20 protein-coding genes are annotated in these 21,635 nt (G+C 51.7%); 6 read left to right on the top strand and 14 right to left on the bottom strand.

What is annotated here, in order from left to right; genetic code table 11:
- Position 1: 1 nt before the first annotated feature.
- The 12 genes from ACZ5BO_RS29040 to rfaH all read right to left on the bottom strand — a co-directional run bounded on the left by ACZ5BO_RS29040 (position 2) and on the right by rfaH (position 13,387).
- Positions 2-1,231 (bottom strand): glycosyltransferase family 4 protein, encoded by a 1,230-nt coding sequence (locus ACZ5BO_RS29040; protein WP_464697180.1) that lies wholly within the window; start codon positions 1,229-1,231, stop codon positions 2-4.
- 2 nt (positions 1,232-1,233) lie between these two features.
- Positions 1,234-2,421 (bottom strand): glycosyltransferase family 4 protein, encoded by a 1,188-nt coding sequence (locus tag ACZ5BO_RS29035; RefSeq protein ID WP_464697178.1) that lies wholly within the window; start codon positions 2,419-2,421, stop codon positions 1,234-1,236.
- Between the two features lie 61 nt (positions 2,422-2,482).
- Positions 2,483-3,298 carry a glycosyltransferase family protein gene (locus tag ACZ5BO_RS29030; protein ID WP_464697177.1) on the bottom strand — a complete coding sequence of 272 codons (816 nt, stop codon included), beginning with the start codon at positions 3,296-3,298 and terminating at the stop codon, positions 2,483-2,485.
- Positions 3,299-3,398: 100 nt separating this feature from the next.
- On the bottom strand, positions 3,399-4,358 hold the full coding sequence (locus ACZ5BO_RS29025; RefSeq protein WP_464697176.1) for a glycosyltransferase family 2 protein: 960 nt from the start codon (positions 4,356-4,358) through the stop codon (positions 3,399-3,401).
- Positions 4,355-5,665 carry a hypothetical protein gene (locus tag ACZ5BO_RS29020; RefSeq protein ID WP_464697175.1) on the bottom strand — a complete coding sequence of 437 codons (1,311 nt, stop codon included), beginning with the start codon at positions 5,663-5,665 and terminating at the stop codon, positions 4,355-4,357. The genes ACZ5BO_RS29025 and ACZ5BO_RS29020 overlap by 4 nt, the downstream gene beginning before the upstream one ends.
- Positions 5,662-6,594, bottom strand: coding sequence for an NAD-dependent epimerase/dehydratase family protein (locus ACZ5BO_RS29015; protein WP_464697174.1), 933 nt, complete (start codon positions 6,592-6,594; stop codon positions 5,662-5,664). The genes ACZ5BO_RS29020 and ACZ5BO_RS29015 overlap by 4 nt, the downstream gene beginning before the upstream one ends.
- 6 nt (positions 6,595-6,600) lie before the next feature.
- Entirely contained in the window at positions 6,601-8,307 is a 1,707-nt protein-coding gene (locus ACZ5BO_RS29010; protein WP_464697173.1) for a thiamine pyrophosphate-binding protein, read from the bottom strand.
- A gap of 3 nt (positions 8,308-8,310) precedes the next feature.
- Complete coding sequence (rfbH, locus tag ACZ5BO_RS29005) at positions 8,311-9,624, bottom strand: lipopolysaccharide biosynthesis protein RfbH (protein ID WP_464697172.1); 1,314 nt, start codon at positions 9,622-9,624, stop codon at positions 8,311-8,313.
- 25 nt (positions 9,625-9,649) lie between these two features.
- Positions 9,650-10,735, bottom strand: a complete 1,086-nt coding sequence (gene rfbG, locus ACZ5BO_RS29000; protein ID WP_464701403.1) for a CDP-glucose 4,6-dehydratase — start codon at positions 10,733-10,735, stop codon at positions 9,650-9,652.
- Positions 10,736-10,737: 2 nt separating this feature from the next.
- Complete coding sequence (gene rfbF, locus ACZ5BO_RS28995) at positions 10,738-11,511, bottom strand: glucose-1-phosphate cytidylyltransferase (protein ID WP_464697171.1); 774 nt, start codon at positions 11,509-11,511, stop codon at positions 10,738-10,740.
- Between the two features lie 12 nt (positions 11,512-11,523).
- Positions 11,524-12,513, bottom strand: a complete 990-nt coding sequence (locus ACZ5BO_RS28990; protein WP_464697170.1) for an FAD-binding oxidoreductase — start codon at positions 12,511-12,513, stop codon at positions 11,524-11,526.
- A 370-nt stretch (positions 12,514-12,883) separates the two neighbouring features.
- Positions 12,884-13,387 carry a transcription/translation regulatory transformer protein RfaH gene (gene rfaH / locus ACZ5BO_RS28985; RefSeq protein WP_464697169.1) on the bottom strand — a complete coding sequence of 168 codons (504 nt, stop codon included), beginning with the start codon at positions 13,385-13,387 and terminating at the stop codon, positions 12,884-12,886.
- A gap of 502 nt (positions 13,388-13,889) precedes the next feature.
- Between rfaH and ACZ5BO_RS28980 the strand changes: the two genes are divergently transcribed.
- Together ACZ5BO_RS28980 and ACZ5BO_RS28975 are read left to right on the top strand one after the other, a co-directional pair.
- Positions 13,890-14,534, top strand: a complete 645-nt coding sequence (locus ACZ5BO_RS28980) for an MBL fold metallo-hydrolase (RefSeq protein WP_464697168.1) — start codon at positions 13,890-13,892, stop codon at positions 14,532-14,534.
- A 111-nt stretch (positions 14,535-14,645) separates the two neighbouring features.
- Entirely contained in the window at positions 14,646-15,392 is a 747-nt protein-coding gene (locus ACZ5BO_RS28975; protein WP_025129437.1) for an OmpA family lipoprotein, read from the top strand.
- Between the two features lie 89 nt (positions 15,393-15,481).
- Here the strand turns inward: ACZ5BO_RS28975 and ACZ5BO_RS28970 are convergent, their stop codons facing one another.
- Positions 15,482-15,916: a Z-ring associated ZapG family protein gene (locus tag ACZ5BO_RS28970; protein WP_025129438.1), complete on the bottom strand. Its 435-nt coding sequence runs from the start codon at positions 15,914-15,916 to the stop codon at positions 15,482-15,484.
- A gap of 144 nt (positions 15,917-16,060) precedes the next feature.
- Between ACZ5BO_RS28970 and ACZ5BO_RS28965 the strand changes: the two genes are divergently transcribed.
- The 3 genes from ACZ5BO_RS28965 to zapE all read left to right on the top strand — a co-directional run bounded on the left by ACZ5BO_RS28965 (position 16,061) and on the right by zapE (position 19,253).
- Positions 16,061-16,690 carry an alpha/beta hydrolase gene (locus ACZ5BO_RS28965; protein WP_025129439.1) on the top strand — a complete coding sequence of 210 codons (630 nt, stop codon included), beginning with the start codon at positions 16,061-16,063 and terminating at the stop codon, positions 16,688-16,690.
- A gap of 24 nt (positions 16,691-16,714) precedes the next feature.
- The gene (locus tag ACZ5BO_RS28960) at positions 16,715-18,070 is read left to right on the top strand and encodes a tryptophan--tRNA ligase (protein WP_464697167.1); all 1,356 of its coding nucleotides are present in this window, start codon (positions 16,715-16,717) and stop codon (positions 18,068-18,070) included.
- 88 nt (positions 18,071-18,158) lie between these two features.
- Complete coding sequence (gene zapE, locus ACZ5BO_RS28955; protein WP_025129441.1) at positions 18,159-19,253, top strand: cell division protein ZapE; 1,095 nt, start codon at positions 18,159-18,161, stop codon at positions 19,251-19,253.
- A 43-nt stretch (positions 19,254-19,296) separates the two neighbouring features.
- Here the strand turns inward: zapE and ACZ5BO_RS28950 are convergent, their stop codons facing one another.
- The gene (locus ACZ5BO_RS28950) at positions 19,297-20,196 is read right to left on the bottom strand and encodes a GlxA family transcriptional regulator (protein WP_177330283.1); all 900 of its coding nucleotides are present in this window, start codon (positions 20,194-20,196) and stop codon (positions 19,297-19,299) included.
- A gap of 243 nt (positions 20,197-20,439) precedes the next feature.
- Here ACZ5BO_RS28950 and ACZ5BO_RS28945 point away from each other — a divergent pair, with 243 nt between their 5' ends.
- Positions 20,440-21,576 carry an acyl-CoA dehydrogenase family protein gene (locus tag ACZ5BO_RS28945; protein ID WP_025129443.1) on the top strand — a complete coding sequence of 379 codons (1,137 nt, stop codon included), beginning with the start codon at positions 20,440-20,442 and terminating at the stop codon, positions 21,574-21,576.
- Positions 21,577-21,635 lie beyond the last annotated feature (59 nt).

The raw sequence follows: 21,635 nt of genomic DNA, 5'->3' as shown, positions 1-21,635 counted from the left end.
TTCAGCCAACCTTACTTTCTGAGTCGTGTTCGAGCAGATCCACCAAGGCTGAAACCTGCCGAGTCATGTCGAAGTGTTCATCAAAATATGCTCGTGCCGCATGGCCCATGGCCTCTCGATCGGCTACCTGGAGTGCCTTCAGGCGCCTTATGTTCTCGACCAATGGCTGCACCTCCTCCGCCGCAGAGGCGAATCCTGCTCCTGAGTCGACGATGATCTGAGCCCCTTCACCGTTGATGCTGGCAATGATCGGCCGCCCGGCCGCCAGGTAGGCCTGTATCTTACTCGGGATCGTCTGGGCAAAGATGGGCTCATCCGTCAGCGAAACCAACAGTGCCGAGGCCCGCTCGAAAATCTGCGGCATGCTCTCCATAGGAAAGCGCCCGGGCAAGACCAGATTGTCCAGCCCAAGGGATTCTTTTTGACTCTCGAGCCACTCCAAACGACTGCCGCTGCCGATCAAGACCAGACGAATCGATGGGTCGTCGCGTAGTTCACTCGTAGCCTGCAGCAAAGTGTCTAACGCTTGCGCTGTTCCGAGGTTACCGGCGAAAACCACACAGAAGTGTTGATCAAGCAAATGACCAAGCGAGTCGGGAATCAAGGCTGTAGAGGCAGTCCCCGGGTCAAAAGAGTTGGGATAGTAAGTGATTTTTTTTCTATCGACGTATTGCGCTACCGGATTGATGAAGGCTTTTGATTGAACCAACAGAATGTCGCAGCAACGATAGATCGCCTTAACCATCCAGCCCACGGCTTTGAGCAAATAGCGATTTTTGACGAAGCCCGTAGCAGAGAGACTTTCAGGCCACAAGTCCTGCACCCATAGAGCCAGTTTTGCACCTTTGATCCACTTGAGCAGAATCGCAGGAACCGCTTGAGTGACCGGAGAGGGGGCGAACACCAGGATCGCGTCGAATTGGCGCTTGCGCAGCAACCAAGGAAAACATATCAACCCCAGGAACATGAACGAGAGGTAATTGAGTGTGAGGTTCTTGGCTCCGCCAGAGCCGCGTGGCCATAGGGGTACTCGAACCACCTCTACAGTGTCCTGGAATTTTTCACGCTTTACACCGCGTGCGGTATAACCGTTGAAAACCCTACCTTCCGGATAGTTAGGCTTGCCTGTGGCAACCGTCACTTCATGGCCTTGCTTCACCAAGTTCGAAACGATGTCGTTAATGATGAAGCTTTCTGGGTAGAAATACTGACTTAACATCAAGATCCGCATTGTCAGTTCTTCCTGTCTTTGAGAACAGAAAGGAACAGCTGTTTATTTGCTTCGATGGCTGTGTTGTCAGAGAGTTTTTCAAGAGCCTTTTCATAGACGGTTACTCGTTGCGACTGCCGTTCATCTTTTGGTATCGATGCGAATCTATCTATGGTTTTTGCAAACTGAAGAGGGTCATCCAGCGGGAGATCCCAGCCCAGGCATTCCTCCTCAAGGTTTCGCCAAGGCGTTTGATCGCTCAGCAATACGGGAGTCCCTACGCTAATAGATTCTGCGATCACATGACCGTAATTTTCCCCTTTAGTAGGGAAGAAAAAAAGATCATAGGCCGCGAAGGTCTCTTTTACGTCTTCGGGCATTACATTGCCGCGGTACTCGACATGGATATTGGCTGGAAGCAGACGAATATAAGACTCACATTCAGTCCAGTAGTCCAGATCCTCCTTGGGACCATAAATGTCAAACTTTATTGTTTTGGTAACTTGGCTCAGTACAGATAGGGCATAGTCCAGATTTTTCATTCGACATATTCGAGATAAAAAAATAATTTTTATAAACGAGTCGTCTGAGTTTGTTAGCGGTACTGGAATAGCCCGGTCTGGCTTTGCTGAAAGATCGATCGCTACAGAAATATCATCGCTCAATAGCCACGGTAGGCTACGTAAAGAGTCATTTTTTTCATATTGGCTAGACGCATGGAATGTAATTCCTCGGTATAGCCAGGAAAGTGTATTTATATATAGGCTCTTTTTTGTGCTTTTGATACTCAAAGCACCCTCTGAGAATTCGCCACGCGGTGCCAGAATAATCGGTTTGTCAGTCGACTTTAGAAATTTCCACCCCAGTAAAGGCTTCAACGTGAAGTTCGGATCGAAGAAACTATTAAGGTAAACAACATCATGAGGCGTTGAAGCTACTACTCTGGCTATGCCTCGTACCGTACAACACTCTGGGGATAGATAGTAGACATTGGCATTACCTACTTTTTGCCAAGTATTGACGGAAACTGAGTCATAGGCCAAGGGTTCATCTTGGTCCCGGTCACGGGTAATGATCCAGAACTCAAAAAACTCGCTGAGGTGATCAGCCATGTTGGCTAGTGTGCGCAGTGGGCCGCCAGCCTTATAGCCTGGAAGATAGTAACCTAAAAAGGTCAAAATCCTTATTTTGTTATTTGTATCAGATCCCATATAGGTTCCTATGCACTCTGATGGAGCTGACAGGCAGCAGAGTGTTTTTACTAAGAGTCAATCAATTGAAAAAGCTGATTTTAAATTTTATCGTGTGCTTCAATCGTCGAATAAAAACTACAAGGCCGGCCATTGAGAGGGGGCGGCCGTTGCTGTGCAAAATTAAAAAAGATTTCTGCGCTTCTTGAAAACTAGCCTTGAATTTATAAATGTCATCAGCGTCCGGGTTACAGGTCAGATCATGATGGATAGTGTAATCAAGTAAATAGAAGTACTTGTTGGTTTTGCGATACTCCATCATGAAGTAGTCATCGGTTCCATAAAACTTAAGTCTTTTATCATACCCCTTGAAGATTCCGGTGAAGTATGACCATCGAATAATCATTCCACTGTTGATCGCAGTATTATGCCTTGACGCGGTTAAGCCTGGGTTCAAGTGTTTGTAGGGGAGACTCTTGAATAAAAGCTGTTTGCCAGGGCTGACGATCTTGTCTTTGAATTTGACGATGGGAAGGTAAAGATTAACGGGGTCGCAGGATTTAAGTGCTTTTTTGTGGGCGTCAAATAACTGCGAATCGAAAGATGTGTCGTGATCAAGCAGTATGATGAAGTCGTGCTTTTGTGGAGTGAGCGTTGTAAAGGTATTGTATATTTCTGAAAGACTTGTGTTTTGTGATGTGTGTTTGTAGATGAAGTTGTTTTTGTGCGTTTCTTTTTGAAACCAATCTAGTTCGTTTTCTGGTTGTCTCTCGAGACTATTATCCCAAATAAAGAACGTTGAGCCTTCTAACGTCGAAAGGGACTCAATTAGTGAGCGAATGCTTTGTGAGTCCTTAAGGGATCTATTGTAGATAACTACTAGGATTAAGTATTTCACCGGGATTGCTCTGGGAGATTGTAGGTTCGAAATTTTCAGATTGATATCGATGATGGTTTATATGTGGTGATTTTTTGGATGGAATGGGAGCGATTAGTCGCTATGTTTTTTTTGCTAGTCTGTGCAGATATCGGGCTGATGAAAAAAACTTGGTTGGGATGGCTGCGCAGAAGAATAAGAAAAAATAAATGAGAGGAGTGCAGCAAAAAATTAGTGCGCGCTTGTGTTTTATAGCAGTTTTTAAATTCAGTATCGAGTTTGCTCTAAATGCTAAAATTTGCTTTGCACTGAGAGTGTCGTGCTTTGCCGAGACACGCTTTGCACCTCTAAGCTTGGAGCTTAATCTGTAGCCAGGAGGTAATGAAAGTGCAAAGTTTACTCTCGACTCAATCCATATATCAAAAAACTTATCATTCCAAGTGACCTTCTTGGCTCCGTTTATCTCCGGCATTCGGTCAACTGAGTGCTCTGGGGACCAGAGTATCTTGAAATCTTGCTTGTTTATATGCTCAAGAAGTATTCCGGTTTGCAGGAAATGACAGTCTCTATATCGATAGAAATTCGCGCCGGAAATTGTCTTGCGACTATAAATATGAACGCTTAGGCATGTCATTAGCCAGAAAAGATCATCTACTAGTTTGTTTTGGTCTGTGTATATTTGACCAGGTACGGTTTCGACCTCATTTCCGACATTTAGCAAAATGTGATCAAAGCCCTGGTCGAGGTTCTTTAAGATGTAGATAAGTACGTATTCATTAAAACAATAGGTGTCGCCTAGTAGCCAGATGTAGTCGGTTTCTGGGGCTTTTAGAGCTGTTTCAATATTTAGGTCTGCACCAAGATTTTTATTGTTTTTGTGATAGCTTATGCATGGGTGGCTCTCTCTTAGTTTTTTGACTATATCAAACGTGTTGTCTGTTGAGCCATTGTCGGAGATGAAAATGTTTATGTTGTATTTTTCAAATAGTGCGATGTGAGTTGTAATCAGGTGCTCAAGAAACTCAGCGCGATTATAGGTTGGTATAACAATGGAGAGTTTTGAAGCTTGTTTGATAATCACGAAAATTCCCTGTTATATCTTTTGAATACGTTATAGACCCAAGGTAGCGTCACGGCGTAGGCTGATAGAAAACCAATGAACAGGTACTCGAATGGCATATTTATTGCGATTAATATTGTCGTGGTAGCGACATAAATACCATTTAGCATGGATGTCAGAACTAAAGGTTCTTGCTTGTGAGCTCGTATGTAAGTTGCCATGGAGTTGATCAGAAGTTGTGCAAGATAGGCCAGTGCAACAATTAAAAAAGAAGACATGGGTAATAGGCGGTTTGAAATTGGCAGGTAGCCTTTTGAAATAGTTAGCGCTATGTATAAAGCTAACATCCCTATGATGTAAGTTAGGGCTGAAAGTAGGACGTGTTTTTTAAAGTCTGAGTTAAGTCTGGAATAGTCTTTTTGTGCGACGTAAATGTTTATGCGTGGCGTTATTGTTGTAATCCAGATGTTTGCGATGCTGAATATGGCCATGCAGGCTGATATTGAAAGTCCAACTTTTCCAGCCTCAGTACTTCCATAGTAATGGAATGCCACTGGAGTGAATATGGAAAAAATAAAGTATCCGCTGATCCAGCTTATAGCAAAGCGCCATATTAATGGCATGGTTTCCTGAAACCAAGGGTGATGTTTGTTTGCCGCTTGCTGGAAAAGTTGATGCAGCATTCGGTGGTAACGAAAGAAGATGATTGTAGTTCCGCTCAGCGCGCCAACCAACAAAGAGAGTGATAGTGCATGAAGATTTGCCCCGCCAATGAGTAGGGCCAAGGTAGTGATAAATGTCACTACGCTGATATGAAAGCGAATTTTTTGTACATCACCTACCGAGTCGCAACCTTCGATAAACGATAGCATCATGCTATTAATAAAAACGAAGGTTGATGCTGCTCCATAGATGAACCAAGCGAGTTTCCAATCAGTAGTTGTGTCTTTTGTGTTTAAAATCGTGTAGCCAATAATCAGAACTATAGGGAATACGACCAAGGCCATCAGTGAAGACCATTTAACTGAAAAGCGCAGAAGTGTCGCCAGACGCATCAAGTGGTGTTCATCCCCAGTTATGGTTTTATCGCTGTTGAATCTGAGGTGAGCAAATTCGTGTGCTGAGAACAACAATAATATGGCGGAAAACCCCATATCTGCAAATATTGCCAAAGCGGCTAGGCTAATGAATGTATACCAATAGCCTTGAACTTCTGGTGTTAGATATATAGGTAGAAGTATAAGTAATAGTGGTCCAGAAAATAGCCGCCATAGCTGATTTATAGCGGTGTGGCGAAAGTCTTTGTTGAAGAGGCTCTTCAGGTTCATTTTATTCCTGGGATTTTTTCGAACTCATAAAACAACCCATCTAGGGAAGAGAAAGAAGGTTCGTACATAAGCTCGCTTGGTGCTTTTTTTAATGAGTAATAATTCAGTTTGACACCTGTGGCATTGATGCTTTGGAAGCTATCTTGTAGTGTGTAGTTCAATGCGAAGCGATTATGGAATTCATTTAGCAATGAAAATTTGTCAATGGGCGATTTAGTGTAGCAATCAATAGGTCCATTAAAAAAATTCGTAGCGGAAATTATTTTCTGGATGAGTTGGAAAAAGTCTGTGGGAGTAATGAAGTCACGTGTAATATTTTGGGCCGAAGTATTGAATGTTCTATCTTGTAGAATGGCTCTGACCAGGTCGGTAATCAGAAACCTCGATTGCATATCGAGCGTATGGCTGAAATAGTTGAAAATACGAATGTCTATGATCTGATGATTTGGCATGGCTCTATGTTTTGCTTCAGCGTAAAGCTTGGCAATGGCATACCAATCTGTAGTTTTCAAATGGTTAATGTTGACCTGCGCCGTGGAGTGGTGAGTAATAGGAGTTTCAAACTCACCGCCATACACTGCTCCGCTGCTTAAGAAAATATACTTGCAAGAAGGGTGTTTTTTTATGTACTCAATAGCCAGGTAATCGTAGCGCTCTGTTATTTCAAAAATTTCTACGCCCATATTTGCAGCTTTAGCGGGATCGCCTACACCAACAAAATTTAAAATGACGTCGAAATTAATTTGGTGGGTGAACTCCGTGTATTCCAGTACCTGGTACTCTTTTTCTTCGATGATTCTTAATGTCGAGAGATCAATGCTGGAAAGGTGCCTGACAAAAAGAGTCAGGTGAGCATCCGTCTTTTGTGCGAATGAAAAAATGAGGTCTTTGGCGATTTGGCTACTGGCACCTAAAATTGCAATATTCATTAGATGCTATTCATCGAGCATGGGTAATTGCTGATCAATGGCACGGCCATATTCAAGCCTTGGCCGACATTCTCTGGCATCGGACATGGATACTTCCAATAGAAGCGGACGGGGCGATTCCAGGAAGCTTTCCAGTGCACTGCTGAAAGATTGAAGATTTATTATTGTTTTTGACTCGACGCGATAGGCCGCACCAATTTCCTTGAATTGTGATGTGTATCCGTTCCAATAAGTAGAAGAGTTTCTTCCCTCGAAGTACATCTCCTGAAAGCCTCGTACCATACCTAAGGACTGGTTGTTCATAACGATAGTCAGGATTGGAAGCTTGTCTCTTGCAATGATATCCAGTTCTTGGATGTTGAGCTGGGCTCCACCGTCACCTGTAATGACAATGATTGGCTTTTTCCCCGCATAGCACGCGCCAATCGCTGCAGGTATTGCAAATCCCATGCTGCCTAGGCCGCCAGAATTATGCATGGCTTGGTGTGGGCTGAGGCGTAATGTATGTGCGGCCCACATCTGGTTGTTACCAACATCCAGAATATAGTCCAGTGCGATGTTCTCAGTTAGTTTATTTAACTGAGTAAACAAGCCAAAGGGGCTGAGGCTCCAACCTGAGTATTCGTCAGTAAAGGTTTTTTTGAATTTCTCTTTCAATGCAGCTGCCCAATCGCCCCAGTCGATGCTGTTGGCTATTTGCAGTGGAGAGAACTTTGAGAAGTACTCGCTCAGTTCAAATTGATATGAAAAATCAGCAATAACCCGATTGTTCAATTGTCCTTCTTGCAAGTCTATCTGGATGATTTCTGCGTTCCGAGCGAAATCTTCTGATTGTGCTCCAGTCTGACGCACATCCATTCTACTTCCCAGCACCAGCAGGAGGTCACAGTTTTGTACTGCGTAGTTAGCCGCCCTAGTGCCATAGGCACCTAACATTCCCAGGTATAGTTCGCTGGAGTGTATTTTTTCGGCTCCCTTCAAGCTGGCAACATACGGGATGCCTTTGTATTCAATCTGCTTTATCCACCCTTGAAATTCTGAAGTGTTGACCGCCCCCCCTCCGATCAACAGAAGCGGCTTTTTTGCGTTCTCGAGTTTCCTTTTTATAAACTCCAGATCACTCATGGCTATAGCGGTGGGTTGAGTTTCCGCTTCTGTAGACATAGAGGCGTCGAGTAAGGCCTCGTCGATATCCGCTGTTTGTATATTCATCGGAATATCAAGTAATACTGGTCCGGGACGACCTTCTTTAGCGATTCGGATCGCTTTTCTCAAACAAGGTATCAGCTCGTCTGGACTTTTAATCTGATAGGCATACTTAGTGATGCTCGTGACCAAGGCAACGCTATCAAGTTCCTGAAAACCCTGCTGGCGAATATCCCTGTTGCCTTTCAACTCATGGGTGTTGACCTGACCTGTAAGGAAAATACACGGGTGGCTATCAAGCCAGCAGTCAGCAATGCCTGTGATCAAGTTGGTTGCACCGGGACCGCTGGTTGCAAGAGCAACCCCAAGAGTTTTGTGGTGGGTCACACGGGATACTGCGGATGCAGCAAAGGCGGCGCCTTGTTCATGGTGCATTGAAACCAGTTTAGTCTTGCCTAGTAGATTAATACTATCCACCAGGTGAGTAATCATTCCACCAATCAACTCAAAACCATACAGAACATCGTTGTCTGCAAGAATTTTTGCTACTGCATCCGAGGCTTTCATATTTTAGAAACCAATTCCGAAAAACTCTTCCAGCTTTTCACCAACAAATTCAAAGTGCTCTTGGCCCAATGCAGGTTGTACACCCAGCCAGAAGGTCTGATTCATCGTGCGATCCGTGTTGGTCAAATCCCCAACGATCCGGTATTCAATATTTTGGAAGTAGGGCTGGCGAGTCAGGTTGCCGGCAAATAGCAGTCGTGTGCCAATCTTGTTTTGATCAAGGAACTTGAGCAAGTCCACCCGCTTGACGCCACTGCTTTCCTTGAGGGTGACTGGGAAGCCGAACCAGGAAGGCTCACTGTTAGGTGTGGCTTCAGCAATTTCAAGGAACTCCGACAGGCTGGCCAGGCGATCCTTGAGTAATTTGAAGTTACGCTTGCGGGTGTCGATGAAGTCTTGGGCCCGCTCAAGTTGGGCAAGACCGCAGGCTGCTTGCATGTCAGTAATCTTCAGGTTGTAGCCCAAGTGTGCATATACATACTTGTGGTCGTAACCCTGAGGCAGGCTGCCATATTGCTGCCCAAAACGATCACCACAAGTATTATCGCAACCTGGGGCGCAGTAGCAATCACGACCCCAATCACGAAAGGATTCGGCAATCACTTTCAATAATGGGTTATTGGTGAAGACTGCTCCACCTTCACCCATAGTGATGTGGTGTGCGGGGTAGAAGCTGAGGGTGGCGATGTCGCCGAAGGTTCCCACCAGCTTGCCATCGTAAGTGGCTCCCAATGCGTCGCAGCAGTCCTCCACAAGCCACAGGTTGTATTTTTCGCACAAGGCCTTGACCTTGCCCAGGTTGAACGGGTTCCCCAGAGTGTGGGCAAGCATGATCGCTTTGGTCTTTGGCGTGATCGCAGCTTCTATCAAGTCGGCATTGATATTGTGGGTGGCCATGTCGACATCGACGAATACGGGTACCGCACCAAACTGGACAATGGGATTGACGGTGGTTGGAAAACCAGCGGCTACTCCAATGACTTCGTCGCCTTTTTTGATCGCGCGCTCACCAAGTTTTGGCGAAGTCAGGGTGCTGAAGGCGACTAGGTTGGCCGATGAGCCTGAGTTCACAGACAGGAGAAACTTTACCCCTATGAACTCAGCGAGCTTTTTTTCAAACTCAGCGTTGAAGCGGCCGGTGGTCAGCCAACCATCAAGAGAGGCTTCGACCATCAGTTGCAATTCGCGTGCGCCAATCACTTTACCCGATGGTGGAATGACTGTTTCGCCTGCCACGAAAGGTTTGCTCGCCAAGGCGACCTGTGCATATTGCTCAACGAGTTTGCTGATTTCCTGGCGAAGCATATCGGGAGTCATGAACGTTCCTGCTTGAAAAAATTAATTAGTTACCAGTGGCATGCATGTCAGCCATGTATGCATGAATTTCATCGAGGCACTGTGCTTGCATGTCTGCGCCCGCTAAAAAGGCTCGGTGCCAGTGGACGATACGTGAGAGGGTTTTTTCTAGGTCCCAGGTTGGCGACCAGTGCAGCCGAGCACGAGCCTTGGAGATATCCAGTTTGAGGTAGTTGGCTTCATGAGGCTGAGGATCGCAATCTAGCTGCCAATGAGCACCATCTCCCCAGGAATCGACCAGGTGGTCGAGTATCCACTCAACAGGACGAGCATCCTCATCTTTCGGGCCGAAGTTCCAACCTTGTGCGAAAGCGTGTCCGTTATTCCATAGATGCTCTGCTAGTACCAGGTAACCGCTTAAGGGTTCGAGTACGTGTTGCCAGGGACGAGTTGCTTGCGGATTGCGCACAATTACAGGCTGATTCTTCTCGAATGCTCGCAGGATATCTGGGATCAGACGGTCTTCTGCCCAGTCCCCGCCTCCTATGACATTACCTGCGCGAGCACTCGCCAGTGCTGCTGTTTGCGGAGTGTTGAAGAATGAGTTGCGATAGGAGGCCGTCATTAATTCTACGCAACCTTTGCTGTTGCTATAGGGGTCATGGCCACCCATGGGTTCATCTTCACGATAACCCCACTCCCACTCGCGATTCTCATAGCACTTGTCAGTGGTGACGTTGACTATTGCCCGTAGGTTCGGGCACTGGCGAGCGGATTCCAGTACGTGCAAGGTTCCCATCACATTGGTGGAGTAGGTTTCCACCGGATCGCGATAGGACAGGCGCACCAAGGGCTGGGCCGCCATATGGATCAGTACATCTGGATTGAAGCTCAACATGCTTTGAGTGACGGCTTGCAGATCGCGAATGTCATCAATACACGACTGCATGCCTTCGGCGACACGAGCTACATCAAACAGCGCTGGTGTTGTAGGGGGGGCTAACGCAAAGCCCTGTACCTGTGCGCCCATGCTTTGAAGCCAAAGCGCCAACCAGCTGCCTTTGAAGCCTGTATGGCCGGTCAAGAAGACTTTTTTACCTTGCCAGAACGCAGGGTTCACTTTTGACTTCATCTTTAGTCCCAGTTTTTCCACGGGGCTTGGCCTGATTGCCAAAGTTCTTCCAGCAAATGCTTGTCGCGTAGCGTATCCATGGGTTGCCAGAAGCCGGGATGTTCGTAAGCCATCAGTTCACCCTCTTCGGCAAGTCTCATAAGAGGCTCTTGTTCCCAGGTGGTGCTATCGTCAATCACGTAGTCAAGGACTTTGGGGCTCAAGACAAAGAAGCCACCATTGATCATCGCGCCGTCACCCTTCGGCTTTTCCTTGAAGTTAAGAACTTGTCCTTTCTTAATATCCAGAGCACCGAAGCGACCCGGGGGGAACGCTGCGGTCAAGGTGGCAGCCTTGCCATGTTTCTTGTGAAAGTCGATTGACGCCCTGATGTCCAGATCGCTGACGCCGTCTCCGTAGGTGAAGCAGAACGACTCTTCATCTTTTACATACTCAGCCACGCGCCCTAGGCGTCCTCCAGTCATGGAGTTATCACCTGTGTCAATCAGCGTTACGTTCCAAGGCTCGGCTCGTTTGTCGTGGACTTCCATTGCATTGTCACGCATGTTGAAGGTGATGTCTGACATGTGCAGAAAGTAGTTGGCGAAGTATTCCTTGATTACATATCCCTTATAACCACAGCAAATAATAAAGTCGTTAATTCCATGAGCGGAGTACATCTTCATGATGTGCCAGAGAATGGGTTTGCCTCCAATCTCCACCATTGGCTTTGGACGGACACTGGTTTCTTCACTTAAACGAGTTCCCAGGCCACCGGCCAAAATAACTGCTTTCATGCTTTCTCCGGATTAGTTTGAGCTTACAAAAGCATCGGAATAGAAGTTTTTTACAGGTAGGCCAGCTGTCGTCAATGCTTCATGCGCAGAGTGGATCATCGCTTCGGAGCCACAGGCATAGACCACGGCATCATTCAGTTCGATAGCATCTGCAATCAGGGCATTATGAACGTAGCCTCTGCTTCCTGACCATTGCGTGGGCGCGCGTGACAACACCGGGGTAAAGGTCATGTCGATTCCGGGAAGCTCTGGGCGCCAGTAAATATCTGATTCGGTCCTTCCGCCCCAGTAGACATGAACGCACTTACCGGTCAATTGACCTGGATTAGCTGCCAACGATTCTAGTATGGCTTTTACCGGAGCTATTCCGGTCCCTGTCGCCAAAAATACAAGATGGGTCGCTGTCGAGTTGCGCAGGCAGAAGGTTCCCAACGGGCCCTCCAGTCGCAATAGATCATTCACCTGAGCCTGGCTGAACCAGTATTGGCTCATGACGCCTTCTGCAACTTGTTTTATGTGAAGCTCGAGCTTTGCGTCTTCACGATGGGCATTGGCGATTGAATAGCTGCGACGTATACCTTCCTTGCCAATAATATCGACATATTGCCCGGCGAGATAGAATAATGCACTTGCAGGTGGAGTTCTCAGTACTACACGCACGACATCATTGTTCATGAGGTCGATAGAGTCGAGTCGACAGGGTATTGTTTTGATCTTGATATCTGCAAGTTGGCCCAGGTCTTCAATATCAAGTTCAATGTCGCTGGAAGGCGCTCGGCAGCAAGTCAGAATGTAGCCAGCTGCCAGATCAGTTTCACTAAGGGCCAGCTCTTCCTGAAGAAGGGTTGTGGTGCCTTTCAGAAGCTTGCACTTGCAAACTCCACATCGGCCAGTTCGGCAACTGTATTCCAGTATGACATTTTGAGACTTGCCATTATCAAGCAGGCTTTTTTCCTGCTCTGCACCAAAACTTTTTTGATTGGATAAAGTTATAGTGTGCATGCTTTAAACATCACTCTCGATTACGACATTTTTTCTGTATTTTAAGTTGGTACTGTCAAACGTTATGAAGGTTTCCAGCACAGCGTCGAAGACTGCCTTCGCAGGGGCCGTGGAGCAGAGGTGGCCTGGGCGCTGTTGTCGATAATCATTAGTCAAGGCATCTGCGCCTCTTTCTTCGGGTTAGCTTGATCGATAGCGCTGCTAATCTGCTTGAAATGATGAGCTTTTCTGGCGTTTCGACACGCTACCGCCCCAGGATTTAGCGTCGATTCCTGAGAACGATTCTTAACAATGTTCTTCCGCTGGCGCTAGAGGCTTTTCATTGGCGCTCATTGCCCAGTGGAAATGCCTTCATTCAGGCTGAAGGAGCCTAGATCTTGCGAACACTAGACAGAGGGAGCTCAATTCGTTGCTGCTGATTGAGCAGAGTGAGCAGCAATACAACGCGTTCATCACCAAGGCAGCTTTCGAATATGGCTTCCAGATCGGCAAAGCAGCCTTCAGTGATACAGACTCGGGCTCCCTTGTGCGGCACCGCCGTGCCCACCTCTGTCACACGTTGTCGCAATTCCTCTATCAAACTTGCCGGGACCGCCAACGGATGGCCATTGAAGGCAACTAGTCGATTCACCCCTCGTGTCGACCGTAGCGGTGCCCAGTTGGCGTCATGTTCAAGTGCGATAAACAGATAACCTGGAAACAGGGACTCAGTACCGCTTTGTCGACGCCCCTGGACAATACGTTCACATTCGCGCTGGGGGCGGTAGCAGTGGAAGCCCTGGCGCTGCAGGTTTTCTTCGGCTCGCTGGTCTTGTCGTGGCTTGCATTGCACCAGGTACCAAGCGGTAGAGCTGTCTGGTTGATACGTAGCCATTGAGTCAACAGTCTCTAATACACGCGCTGCCACTCTGGTAGCAGTGCGATCACATTCATTATTGCAATAGGTCGCGGTACGCTATGGAGTGGCGACTTTAAGGTTATGAGTAGCGTGATTTCATGCCGCGCATTGTACCCTGCGAGCCGCTCATCCGCACTTAGGCATGTCACGTATTTAGTCGGCCCATTGGTTGATCGATCTGTTCTGGATTTCAAGTGGGACAGGCGCTGGAGCCAGACATGGTAGTCATCTTGGTGCCAACCTTATAGCCTTTTCCGCCTGATCAGATTTGGCTGGCAGGGGGAGGGCAGCTATTCCAAAGTGTTTCGGGACTATCGCTGAAGAGCGGTTACGGTGCCGAGAGGTTTGATTAGCTCACCGGACGCCCTTCTCGTTGCCTTTGTTTTTCCTCAGGTTTTGAGGGCGGGATTCAGTTTTCCTAGGGTTCTCTTCCCCATATGAAAAGCATGCCGCAATTCGATTCTGTAGAGAGTTTTATATGAAACCCTTAAAAAACGAGCTCATTCGCGAAACCTTCCCCGTCGGCCCTTTGCAGTGCAATTGCACGATCATCGGCGATCCATTGACCCACAAAGCCATAGTCGTCGATCCGGGAGGCAATCCGGACCTGATCATGGCGCGCCTCGATGCCCTGGGTCTGAAGGTGGTGAGCATCATTCACACCCATGCTCACCTGGATCACTTTCTTGCTTCCGGGCAGATGAAGGAAAAGACCGGGGCGACCCTGCACTTGCACAAGGACGATCAGTTTCTCTGGGACAACCTGGAGATGCAGTGCAGCATGTTTGGCGTGCCTTACACCCCTGTCCCATCCCCGGACCGTTGGCTGGATCATGAAGAAGAGCTGGCCTGCGGTTGTGGTGTGGCCTTGCACACTCCGGGACATACTCCCGGTTCCATGAGCTTTTGGTTTTCCGAAGCTAAGCTTCTGATTGCCGGTGACACGCTGTTCAAGCGCGGGGTCGGGCGCACGGACTTGTGGGGCGGCGACCAGGCCACCCTGGTACGCTCGATCAAGCAGCGTCTTTATACCCTGGATGAAGACGCGATCGTGGTTGCCGGCCACGGGCCAGACACCCGGCTTGGCGATGAGATGCGGCAGAACCCGTTCGTGAGGGCCTGACTGATCGCTCTGAAACTCATGGAATTTTTACCGTTCCCTGTGTTCCAACGCCAGCAAAGGTCTATTGCCAACGTCCGCTGCACCACAGAATGCAAAATGTAGGAGTTTTCCATGTTCACCTCGCGTCGTTTGATTGTTGTCGCTTCTGCTGTGGCCTTGTTGTCCGGCTGCGCTTCGCCTAACCCCTATGACAATCAGGGGCAGGCTGACGGCGGCTCGTCGGGCATGAGCAAAACTGCAAAATACGGTGGCCTCGGGGCCTTGGCCGGTGCGCTGGCCGGTGCCGCGATCGACCACAACAACCGTGGCAAGGGTGCCTTGATCGGCGCTGCCGTGGTGGGGGCATCCGCCGCTGGTTATGGCTACTACGCCGACCAGCAGGAGAAAAAGCTGCGGGCCAGCATGGCCAATACCGGAGTCGAGGTGCAGCGCCAGGGTGATCAGATCAAGCTGATCATGCCCGGCAACATCACCTTCGCCACCGACTCGGCGAACATCGCGCCAAGCTTCTACCAGCCGCTGAACAACTTGGCCAACTCCCTGCGTGAGTTCAACCAGAACCAGATTGAAATCGTCGGCTACACCGACAGTACTGGCAGCCGCCAGCACAACATGGACCTGTCGCAGCGCCGTGCGCAAAGCGTGGCGACCTATCTGACTTCCCAGGGCGTGAGCAGTGCCAACCTGTCTGCCCGCGGTGCCGGTCCGGATAACCCGATCGCCAGCAACGCCGACGTCAACGGTCGCGCCCAGAACCGTCGGGTAGAGGTCAACCTCAAGGCGATTCCAGGCCAGCAATATCAACAACCCGGTCAGCAGTATCAGCAACCTTACCAACAGCAAGGCCAGCAATACTAAGCAGTACGCTTGACCCACCTGGCTGAACCCCAGGCACAAAAAAGCCCGCCCGATGCAAATCGGGCGGGCTTTTTAATGGCTGAAGATTCTTACTTCTTCAGGCCATATTGTTCGTCGAGCATGCCAGGGGCATTCGGCGTCTTGGGTGCGTAGTCCCGTGGTGGCTCCTGGTCCCGCGGTGGTGTCAGGCGTTCACGCGGAGTCTGTACCGATTCAGAGTGCAGTGCAGCCAGCAGGCGCTGACGGGTCAGTTCGTCCAGGGCCAGGCGGTTGGCACCCTCGGCGAGATGATCCTGTACTTCCTGATAGCTCTGGGTGAGCTTCTTCACCAGGGTTGCGGTGCTGTTGAAGTGGGTGACCACTTCATTCTGGTAATTGTCGAAACGTTCCTGAATATCGTCCAACTGACGCTGCGTGCGGTTAGGCGCGGCATTGGGCAGCAGGCGAGCAACCAGGAATCCAATGGCGACACCCGCGACCAGGGCAAGAGTCGGCAACAACCAAACTAAGAGCGAGTGTTCCACGAGTCCTTCCTCTATAAACGGCTTTGCTTTACGTTAACGGCTCGAACCTGCGCTGTATACCGCGATTCACTCGCAATAGATTGGCACAGACCATTTGCTAGACGAGTCGACCCCCTTCGAGGTCACGGAGTTCCTTCCTTGCTAATGCGTGAAACCCCTGTAGTGATTTCCGGCCCGGTAGGCCAACTGGAAGCCCTGTATCTGGAGGTGCCCGACGCCCGCGGCGTGGCGCTGATCTGCCACCCCAATCCGGTGCAGGGCGGCACCATGCTCAACAAGGTGGTTTCCACCTTGCAGCGCACCGCGCGCGATGCAGGCCTGATCACCCTGCGCTTCAATTATCGGGGCGTGGGTGCCAGCGAAGGCAGCCATGACATGGGCAGTGGCGAGGTCGACGATGCCCTGGCGGCTGCGCAGTGGCTGCTGGCCCAGCACCCGGATCTGCCGCTGACCTTGCTCGGGTTCTCCTTTGGCGGCTTTGTCGCGGCAAGCCTGGGTGGTCGTCTGGAGGCCCAGGGTGTGCAGCTCAAGCACTTGTTCATGGTGGCGGCGGCGGTGACTCGCCTGCGCGATAGCGATCTTTTGCCCGAGCGCTGTCCGCTGACCCTGATCCAGCCGGAAACCGATGAGGTCATTGATCCTCAGGCGGTCTATGACTGGTCCGATGCGCTTGTTCGCCCCCATGAGCTGCTGAAAGTGGCAGAATGCGGACACTTTTTTCATGGCAAGCTCACCGATCTGAAGGATCTGGTGCTGCCACGACTTTCGAATTGATAGCAGTCTGATAAGCGATTACCCATGACTACTCGTACGCGTATCCTCACCGGCATCACCACCACCGGCACGCCGCACCTGGGCAACTATGCCGGTGCGATTCGCCCGGCGATCATCGCCAGCCGCGACAGCAATGCCGACTCCTTCTACTTCCTGGCCGACTATCACGCACTGATCAAGTGCGATGACCCGCTGCGCATCCAGCGTTCGCGCCTGGAGATCGCCGCGACCTGGCTGGCCGGTGGCCTGGATGTGGAGCGCGTGACCTTCTATCGCCAGTCGGATATCCCGGAGATTCCCGAACTGACCTGGCTGCTGACCTGCGTGGCCGCCAAGGGGCTGCTCAACCGTGCTCACGCCTACAAGGCCTCGGTGGACAAGAACGTCGAGACCGGTGAAGACCCGGACGCTGGCATTACCATGGGCTTGTATAGCTATCCGGTGCTGATGGCTGCGGACATTCTGATGTTCAACGCGAACAAGGTGCCGGTGGGACGCGACCAGATCCAGCACGTGGAAATGGCCCGGGATATCGGCCAGCGCTTCAACCACCTGTTCGGTCAGGGCAAGGAGTTCTTTGCCATGCCCGAGGCGCTGATCGAGGAAAGTGTCGCCACCTTGCCTGGCCTGGATGGTCGCAAGATGTCCAAGAGCTATGACAACACCATTCCGCTGTTTACCAGTGCCAAGGACATGAAGGACGCGATCTCGCGGATCGTCACTGACTCCAAGACGCCTGGCGAAGCCAAGGACCCTGATAACTCGCACCTGTTCACCCTGTTCCAGGCCTTCTCCACCCCGGCGCAAGCCGCGGAGTTCCGTACTGAACTGCTGCAGGGCCTGGGCTGGGGCGAAGCCAAGAATCGCCTGTTCCAATTGCTGGACGGCGAGCTGGGCGAGGCCCGCGAGCGTTATCACCAATTGATCGCTCGTCCCTCGGACCTGGAAGACATCCTGCGCGTCGGCGCCACCAAGGCCCGTGCAGTGGCCACGCCATTCCTCGCCGAGCTGCGTGAGGCGGTCGGCCTGCGCTCCTTCGCCAGCCAGGTGCAGGCGGCGGCCAATACCAAGAAAAAGGCCGTCAAGGCGGCGCGCTTCATCAGCTTCCGTGAAGACGATGGCAGCTTCCGTTTCCGTCTGTTGTCTGCCGAGGGCGAGCAACTGTTGTTGTCGCGCAACTTTGCCGACGGCAAGGCCGCTGGTGTGGTGACCAAGCAGTTGCAGGCCGGTCAGGAGTTGGACCTGCGTAGCGCGGCCGGTAGTTTCAGCATCTGGCTGGACGGTGCATGCGTGGCTGACAGTCCCGAGTTCGCCGACGCTGCCAGCCGTGACGCGGCAATCGACGCGCTGCGACTGGCGTTGGCTCCGGCCCAGGACTAAGCGGAATCTTCCCGACCAAGGGCTGATTGCCATTCCCCAGGGCCGTCGCTAAAGTGACGGCCCGTTTTTGTTGCCTTGCTAACGAATTATGACGCCCCTAGAACGATACCAAGCTGATCTGAAACGCCCGGACTTCTTCCATGACGCGGCACAGGAAACGGCTGTGCGTCATCTGCAGCGCCTGTACGACGACCTGGTCGCCGCGGACCAACACAAGCCGGGCCTGCTCGGCAAACTGTTTGGCAAGAAGGATCAGACGCCAGTCAAGGGCCTGTACTTCTGGGGTGGCGTAGGGCGCGGCAAGACCTATCTGGTCGACACCTTCTTCGAAGCCTTGCCCTTCAAGGAAAAGGTTCGTACACACTTTCACCGCTTCATGAAGCGTGTGCATGAAGAAATGAAGACCCTGGGCGGCGAAAAGAATCCGCTGGTCATCATCGCCAAGCGTTTCTCCCAGGAGGCGCGGGTGATCTGTTTCGACGAATTCTTTGTGTCCGACATCACCGACGCGATGATTCTTGGCACCCTGATGGAAGAGTTGTTCAAGAACGGCGTGACCCTGGTGGCCACCTCCAACATCGTTCCGGACGGTCTGTACAAGGATGGCTTGCAACGTGCCCGCTTCCTGCCGGCAATTGCCTTGATCAAGCAGAACACTGAGATCGTCAACGTCGACAGTGGCGTGGACTATCGCCTGCGTCACCTGGAGCAGGCAGAGCTGTTTCACTTCCCGTTGAACGAAGCGTCCCAGGAAAGCCTGCGCAAGAGCTTCCGGGCGTTGACGCCGGAGTGTACCCAGGCGGTGGAAAACGATGTGCTGATGATCGAGAACCGCGAGATCCGTGCATTGCGTACCTGCGATGACGTGGCCTGGTTCGACTTCCGGGATTTGTGCGACGGGCCGCGCAGCCAGAATGACTACATCGAACTGGGCAAGATCTTCCATGCGGTGCTGCTCAGTGGCGTCGAACAGATGAGCGTCACCACTGACGATATCGCCCGGCGCTTCATCAACATGGTCGATGAGTTCTATGACCGCAACGTCAAGCTGATCATCTCTGCCGAAGTTGAGCTCAAGGACTTGTACACCGGCGGTCGTCTGACCTTCGAGTTTCAGCGTACCCTCAGTCGCCTGCTGGAGATGCAGTCCCACGAGTTCCTCTCGCGGGCGCACAGACCGTAACGTCGATCGAATGAAAAAGGGCCTGCATTGCAGGCCCTTTTTTTTATGCCGCCTGTTGCTGGAACTGCTGGCGGTACTGGTTGGGAGAGAGTTCGGTGTGCTGGCGGAACAGGCGGGCGAAGAAGCTGGCGTCGTCGTAGCCAACTTCATAGCTGATGGTCTTGATGCTCTTGCGCGTGCCCGAGAGCAGGCCCTTGGCAGTCTCGATGCGCAGGCGCTGCAGGTAGTGCAGGGGCTTGTCACCCGTGGCGGTCTGGAAGCGACGCATGAAATTGCGAATGCTCATGCCGTGTTCGCGGGCCACGTCCTCGAAGCGGAACTTGTCGGCGAAGTGTTCTTCGAGCCAGTGCTGGATCTGCAGGATGATCACGTCCTGGTGCAGTTTCTGGCCCCCGAAGCCAATGCGTCCCGGGGCGTAGCTGCGCTGCACTTCGTAAAGAATGTCCCGTGCCACGGCCTGGGCCACGTTGGCGCCGCAGAAGCGCTCGATCAGGTAGATGTACAGGTCACAGGCGGAGGTGGTGCCGCCGGCGCAGTAGAGGTTGTCGGCATCGGTCAGGTGCTTGTCCTGATTGAGTTGGACCTTGGGGAAGCGTTCGCTGAAGGCGCTGAAGAAGCGCCAGTAGGTGGTGGCCTCCTTGCCGTCGAGCAAGCCGGCCTCAGCCAGCCAGAACACTCCGGTGGCTTCGCCGCAGAGTACAGCGCCGCGGGCATGTTGCGCCTGCAGCCAGGGAAGAATCTGCGGGTAACGCAGGCACAAGGTGTCGAAGTCGTCCCAGAAGGCCGGGAGGATGATGACATCGGCATCTTCCAGCGGGCCGTCTACCGGCATGATCACGTTGCTGAAGCTGCAGACGGGCTGGCCGTCGGGGCTGACCAGGCGGGTCTCGAATGCCGGAGTCAGGCCATGGCCCAGCTGTTTGCCATAGCGCAGGCTGGCCAGATGGAAGAAATCCTTGGCTTGCATGAGGGTGGAGGCGAAAACCCGGTCGATAGCCAGGATGCTGACGCGCCGCAAGGGCGTGGAAGTTTGGTTAGACATAATTCAATTGTTCTTATAGGGGAAAGTGGTCACCAGACGGCTGGATCGTCTTATTTTTTGTCGGATGTGTCCAGTGTCCCGTGAAGGTGGCTGGGCTTAGGCTCTGGCAGCCAATCCCCAATTACAACAACTGCAGGTGTCCGCATGATTCCCAGAACCTTGTTCAGTTCCGAGCACGAGCTTTTCCGTGACAGCGTGCGCACCTTCCTTGAAAAGGAGGCGGTACCTTTCCATGGCGATTGGGAAAAGCAGGGCTATATCGACCGTCAGCTGTGGAGCAAGGCCGGGGAGGCGGGGATGCTGTGCTCGCATATCCCGGAGGAGTACGGCGGCCTGGGTGCGGATTTTCTCTACAGTGCGGTGGTGATCGAAGAGATCAGCCGGCTGGGCCTGAGCGGTATTGGTTTTTCCCTGCATTCGGACATTGTCGCGCCCTATATCCTGCATTACGGCAGTGAGGCGCTGAAGCAGAAGTACTTGCCCAAGCTGGTTTCGGGCGAGATGGTCACCGCGATTGCCATGACCGAGCCGGGGGCAGGGTCCGACCTGCAAGGGGTGAAGACGACAGCGGTGCTCGACGGTGATGAGTACGTGATCAATGGCTCCAAGACCTTCATCACCAATGGCTTTCTGGCAGAGCTGGTGATCGTGGTGGCCAAGACCGATCCCAAGGCCGGGGCCAAGGGCACCAGCCTGTTCCTGGTGGAAGCGGCTACCCTCGGGTTTTCCAAGGGCAAACGCCTGGAGAAGGTCGGGATGAAGGCCCAGGATACCTCTGAGCTGTTTTTCCAGGATGTGCGGGTGCCCAGGGAAAACCTGTTGGGGCAGGCCGGGATGGGCTTCGCCTACCTGATGCAGGAGCTGCCCCAGGAACGCCTGACCGTTGCCCTTGGCGGCTTGGCCAGTGCCGAAGCGGCGCTGCAGTGGACCCTGGAATACACCCGGGAGCGCAAGGCGTTCGGCAAGGCGGTTGCCGACTTTCAGAACACCCGTTTCAAGCTGGCGGAAATGGCCACGCAGATCCAGATCGGTCGGGTGTTTGTCGATCGCTGCCTGGAGTTGCACCTGCAGGGCAAGCTCGACGTGCCGACGGCGGCCATGGCCAAGTACTGGGGGACCGACCTGCAGTGCCAGGTGCTCGATGAGTGCGTGCAGTTGCACGGTGGCTACGGCTACATGTGGGAGTACCCGGTGGCCCGGGCCTGGGCGGATGCCAGGGTGCAGCGGATCTATGCCGGGACCAACGAGATCATGAAGGAAATCATCGCTCGCTCGCTGTAGTCGCGGTCAACTGGAGTTCTGCCTGTGGCTGCAGAGGCAGTCCGGAGTCGGAGCTGCCT

It is taken from the genome of Pseudomonas sp. FFPRI_1 (genome assembly GCF_055384485.1).
The sequence above is the reverse complement of the archived record's forward strand: the minus strand, read 5'-3'. Positions and strand labels throughout refer to the sequence as shown.

Excerpts from the sequence above, each read along its gene's own strand:
- ACZ5BO_RS28990 (WP_464697170.1), bottom strand. The coding sequence starts at position 12,513 with ATGCACACTATAACTTTATCCAATCAAAAAAGTTTTGGTGCAGAGCAG.
- ACZ5BO_RS29035 (WP_464697178.1), bottom strand. The coding sequence starts at position 2,421 with ATGGGATCTGATACAAATAACAAAATAAGGATTTTGACCTTTTTAGGT.
- ACZ5BO_RS28975 (WP_025129437.1), top strand. The coding sequence starts at position 14,646 with ATGTTCACCTCGCGTCGTTTGATTGTTGTCGCTTCTGCTGTGGCCTTG.
- rfbG (WP_464701403.1), bottom strand. The coding sequence starts at position 10,735 with ATGAAGTCAAAAGTGAACCCTGCGTTCTGGCAAGGTAAAAAAGTCTTC.
- ACZ5BO_RS28965 (WP_025129439.1), top strand. The coding sequence starts at position 16,061 with ATGCGTGAAACCCCTGTAGTGATTTCCGGCCCGGTAGGCCAACTGGAA.
- ACZ5BO_RS29010 (WP_464697173.1), bottom strand. The coding sequence starts at position 8,307 with ATGAAAGCCTCGGATGCAGTAGCAAAAATTCTTGCAGACAACGATGTT.
- zapE (WP_025129441.1), top strand. The coding sequence starts at position 18,159 with ATGACGCCCCTAGAACGATACCAAGCTGATCTGAAACGCCCGGACTTC.
- rfbH (WP_464697172.1), bottom strand. The coding sequence starts at position 9,624 with ATGACTCCCGATATGCTTCGCCAGGAAATCAGCAAACTCGTTGAGCAA.
- ACZ5BO_RS29040 (WP_464697180.1), bottom strand. The coding sequence starts at position 1,231 with ATGCGGATCTTGATGTTAAGTCAGTATTTCTACCCAGAAAGCTTCATC.
- ACZ5BO_RS29015 (WP_464697174.1), bottom strand. The coding sequence starts at position 6,594 with ATGAATATTGCAATTTTAGGTGCCAGTAGCCAAATCGCCAAAGACCTC.
- ACZ5BO_RS28980 (WP_464697168.1), top strand. The coding sequence starts at position 13,890 with ATGAAACCCTTAAAAAACGAGCTCATTCGCGAAACCTTCCCCGTCGGC.
- ACZ5BO_RS29020 (WP_464697175.1), bottom strand. The coding sequence starts at position 5,665 with ATGAACCTGAAGAGCCTCTTCAACAAAGACTTTCGCCACACCGCTATA.
- ACZ5BO_RS28945 (WP_025129443.1), top strand. The coding sequence starts at position 20,440 with ATGATTCCCAGAACCTTGTTCAGTTCCGAGCACGAGCTTTTCCGTGAC.
- rfaH (WP_464697169.1), bottom strand. The coding sequence starts at position 13,387 with ATGGCTACGTATCAACCAGACAGCTCTACCGCTTGGTACCTGGTGCAA.
- ACZ5BO_RS28960 (WP_464697167.1), top strand. The coding sequence starts at position 16,715 with ATGACTACTCGTACGCGTATCCTCACCGGCATCACCACCACCGGCACG.
- rfbF (WP_464697171.1), bottom strand. The coding sequence starts at position 11,511 with ATGAAAGCAGTTATTTTGGCCGGTGGCCTGGGAACTCGTTTAAGTGAA.